The sequence below is a fragment of the Pseudomonas sp. P1_F1_2 genome (assembly GCF_056405815.1).
Genome location: NZ_JBFUBK010000203.1, coordinates 1 through 2,769 on the forward strand (window position 1 = coordinate 1; position 2,769 = coordinate 2,769).

A 2,769-nucleotide genomic window follows, 5' to 3' on the forward strand; every position below is an offset into this window, starting at 1 on the left:
GACACACTCATGGGCGGTAAAGCTAGCTTCAGACACACTCATGGGCGGTAAAGCTAGCTTCAACTGGATCGATCCCCTGCTGCTGGATCAACAGCTCACTGAAGAAGAACGCATGATTCGCGACACCGCCGAGCAATTCGCTCAGCAGAAGCTTGCGCCACGCGTCCTCGAAGCTTTCCGTCATGAAAAAACCGACCCGGCAATTTTCCGCGAAATGGGCGAAGTCGGTCTGTTGGGGGCAACTATCCCTGAGCAGTACGGCGGCAGCGGCCTGAACTATGTCAGCTACGGTCTGATCGCTCGTGAAGTCGAGCGCGTCGACTCTGGCTACCGCTCGATGATGAGCGTGCAGTCCTCGTTGGTCATGGTGCCTATTAATGAATTTGGCACCGAAGCCCAAAAGCAGAAGTACCTGCCGAAACTGGCCTCCGGCGAGTGGATTGGCTGCTTTGGTCTGACTGAGCCTAACCACGGTTCTGACCCGGGTGCGATGATTACTCGTGCGCGCAAAGTGGAAGGCGGTTACAGCCTGACCGGCAGCAAGATGTGGATCACTAACAGCCCTATCGCAGATGTGTTCGTCGTCTGGGGTAAAGATGACGCCGGCGACATCCGTGGTTTCGTATTGGAGAAGGGCTGGAAAGGCCTGAGCGCTCCGGCGATTCACGGTAAGGTCGGCCTGCGTGCATCCATTACAGGCGAGATCGTCATGGATAACGTATTTGTCCCTGAAGAGAACATTTTCCCTGACGTCCGTGGCTTGAAAGGCCCTTTCACCTGCCTCAACTCCGCGCGTTATGGCATTTCCTGGGGCGCGCTGGGTGCCGCCGAGTTCTGCTGGCACACCGCTCGCCAATACACCCTGGACCGTCAGCAGTTCGGTCGTCCGTTGGCCGCCACTCAGTTGATCCAGAAAAAGCTGGCCGACATGCAGACTGAAATCACCCTGGCGCTGCAAGGTTGCCTGCGCCTGGGTCGTATGAAAGACGAAGGCACTGCGGCGGTCGAGATCACGTCGATGATGAAGCGCAACTCATGCGGCAAGTCCCTGGATATCGCTCGTATGGCGCGTGACATGCTGGGTGGCAATGGCATCTCTGACGAGTTCGGTGTTGCTCGTCACCTGGTCAACCTGGAAGTGGTGAATACCTATGAGGGTACGCATGACGTCCACGCGCTGATCCTTGGGCGCGCGCAGACCGGCATCCAGGCGTTCTATTAATAGGAGAACGGCCATGGGCGCGCTTTCGCATCTGCGGGTACTGGATTTGTCGCGGGTATTGGCCGGGCCTTGGGCTGGCCAGATCCTTGCGGACCTTGGCGCCGAGGTGATTAAGGTCGAGCGCCCGGGCAATGGCGATGATACGCGCGCCTGGGGGCCTCCTTTTCTTAAAGACGCCTATGGCGAGAACACCAGCGAGGCCGCCTACTACTTGTCGGCCAATCGCAACAAGCAATCGGTCACCATCGACTTCACACGCCCTGAAGGTCAGAAGTTGGTGCGTGAGCTGGCGGCCAAGTCGGACATTCTGATCGAGAACTTCAAGGTTGGTGGGCTGGCCGCCTACGGGCTGGACTATGAGTCGCTCAAAGCCATCAACCCGAACCTGATCTATTGCTCCATCACTGGGTTTGGTCAGACCGGCCCTTACGCCAAGCGTGCGGGTTATGACTTCATGATCCAGGGCTTGGGTGGCCTGATGAGCCTGACGGGGCGACCGGAAGGGGATGAGGGGGCCGGGCCGGTAAAGGTTGGTGTAGCGCTGACAGACATCTTGACCGGGCTCTATTCGACAGTGGCGATTCTGGCGGCGCTAGCGCATCGGGATCACGATGGCGGCGGCCAGCATATCGACATGGCATTGCTGGATGTTCAGGTTGCATGCCTGGCTAACCAGGCGATGAACTACCTGACGACAGGCAATGCGCCTAAGCGCTTGGGTAACGCCCATCCGAACATCGTGCCTTATCAGGACTTTCCTACGGCTGATGGCGACTTCATCCTGACCGTGGGTAACGATGGTCAATTCCGCAAGTTTGCCGAAGTGGCGGGTCAGCCGCAGTGGGCGGATGATCCGCGCTTTGTAACCAATAAACTGCGGGTGGCAAATCGGGCGGTCTTGATTCCGCTGATCCGTCAGGCGACGGTGTTCAAGACCACGGCTGAGTGGGTGCTGCAGCTGGAGGAGGCTGGCGTGCCATGTGGCCCGATAAATGATCTGGCTCAGATGTTTGCTGATCCTCAGGTCAAGGCACGTGGGTTGGCGATTGAGTTGCCCCATGTGTTGGCTGGGATGGTGCCGCAGGTGGCGAGCCCTATTCGTCTATCCAAGACTCCGGTGGAGTACCGCAATGCCCCTCCATTGCTGGGTGAGCATACGCAAGAGGTTCTGCAGCGTGTGCTGGGCCTGGGAGCTGGTGCGGTGGCTGCTTTCAAAGAGGCTGGAGTGCTTTGAGGATTCCTTCTATATAGAGGCCGGCTGTTTTGCTCTTCATATAGAGGGGAATTGGGTTGTTTGTCGGCTTTTGGGGCGTTATTGATAGAAAGCCCAAATCAGTGCTTGACGGCAGATTCAGGATGTCTATAATTCGCCCCACTTCCGGCGCAGTCGAAACGGAAAACTCCTTGGTAAACAAAGAGTTACGCAGTTTTCGGCAGTGAGTGGCTTCAGTTCATCGAAGTCCGAAAGGAGTTGAAAAAGAGGTGTTGACAGCAGCGTGTAACGCTGTAGAATTCGCCTCCCGCTACCGAGTGATCGGAAGCGCAAG

Annotated in this window: 2 protein-coding genes; both read left to right on the top strand. The window is 57.3% G+C overall.

Going from position 1 to position 2,769, the window contains the following annotated elements:
* Positions 1–40 precede the first annotated feature (40 nt).
* On the top strand, positions 41–1,222 hold the full coding sequence (locus AC1D2P_RS30520; protein WP_010465741.1) for an acyl-CoA dehydrogenase: 1,182 nt from the start codon (positions 41–43) through the stop codon (positions 1,220–1,222).
* Between the two features lie 13 nt (positions 1,223–1,235).
* Complete coding sequence (locus AC1D2P_RS30525) at positions 1,236–2,456, top strand: CaiB/BaiF CoA transferase family protein (protein WP_109786914.1); 1,221 nt, start codon at positions 1,236–1,238, stop codon at positions 2,454–2,456.
* The last annotated feature ends 313 nt before the right edge of the window (positions 2,457–2,769 follow it).

Excerpts from the sequence above, each read along its gene's own strand:
- AC1D2P_RS30520 (WP_010465741.1), top strand. The coding sequence starts at position 41 with ATGGGCGGTAAAGCTAGCTTCAACTGGATCGATCCCCTGCTGCTGGAT.
- AC1D2P_RS30525 (WP_109786914.1), top strand. The coding sequence starts at position 1,236 with ATGGGCGCGCTTTCGCATCTGCGGGTACTGGATTTGTCGCGGGTATTG.